This is a genomic window from Streptomyces sp. NPDC055749, from assembly GCF_053617235.1.
The window spans coordinates 1-1,096 of sequence record NZ_JBSHFH010000132.1 but is presented as its reverse complement, the minus strand read 5'-3'; the positions used below and the strand labels follow the sequence as shown (position 1 = coordinate 1,096).

Here is a 1,096-nt window from a genome sequence, read left to right as displayed (position 1 = left end):
TTCAACCCCTATTGGGGCGTGCCGCAGTCGATCATCGTCAACGAAATGCTGCCGAAGCTGCGCCGCGATCCGTCCTATCTCGACCGGCTGGGCTACGAAGTGCAGGTGGGCGGTCGTGCCGTTTCCTCCACCAGCGTCAATTGGTATGGCTCTACCAACGCCGTTTCCGTGCGCCAGCCGCCGAGCAGCGACAATGCGCTGGGCGACCTGAAAATCCTGTTCCCCAACGCGCATGCCATTTACATGCATGACACGCCTGCCAAGAGCTTCTTCAACCGCGACATGCGGGCGCTGAGCCATGGCTGTATCCGTCTGGTCGATCCGCGCCGCATGGCTGCCGCCGTTCTCGGCACCAGCGTCGAAAAGGTCGGCGAGCAGATCGCGTCCGGCAAGAACCGCGCCGTGCAGGTGCCGGAGAAGGTTCCGGTCTATGTGGCCTACTTCACCGCCTGGCCGGACAAGGACGGCAAGGTGCAGTTCTTCGACGACGTCTATGACCGCGACAGCTATGTGCAGAAGGCGTTTGCCGTGACGACGAAGGCGCGGGCCGCGTCGATCTGATCAGAATAGCATCAAGAAAGAAGCGCCGGAGACGGCGCTTTTTTGTTTGAAGGAAGGCCTGCCCAATTTGTTTGGTGCTGGAGTTCGCCTGCTACATTTGGCGTCAACGGCAACCCCGTACTCCGTCACCCCGGACTTGATCCGGGGTCCAGCGCGATCAAGTCCTTGATCGCGAAAGAGTCTCTTCACGGCGCAGACGCGCCGTGGCTGGATGCCGGATCTAGTCCGGCATGACGGAGGAGAATTCATCCACCGTCGAATCGTACATTCCGTACGATCCCTTGCCTTCACACGCCGCGAATATCTTCCAGAATGGAAAGCACCATCTGCTTCTTATCGAGATTATAGGCCTGCGCCACGGTGATGCGCTCCGAGAGCGCCGAGGAAAGCCGTGCATGTTTTTCCGCCGCCGCTATATCGCCCGCCATCGCCGCCGCCCGTGCGCGCTTCATGAGCTCTTCCGTCACATGCTCCATGAAGAAGCCGAGAACGATGTCGCCGTCCTTCTGTGCCAGAACCTCGGCAAGCTTATGCA

Annotated in this window: 2 protein-coding genes; one reads left to right on the top strand and one right to left on the bottom strand. The window is 60.1% G+C overall.

The genetic code is table 11. The annotated features are described in order from the left end of the window. The coding region (locus tag ACWGO0_RS37430; protein WP_453544887.1) for a L,D-transpeptidase family protein at nt 1–561 on the top strand (561 nt) is incomplete at its 5' end. 287 nt (nt 562–848) lie between these two features. Here ACWGO0_RS37430 and ACWGO0_RS37425 read toward each other — a convergent pair. Further along, on the bottom strand, nt 849–1,096 hold a 248-nt coding region (locus tag ACWGO0_RS37425; protein WP_453544886.1), incomplete at its 5' end, for a hypothetical protein.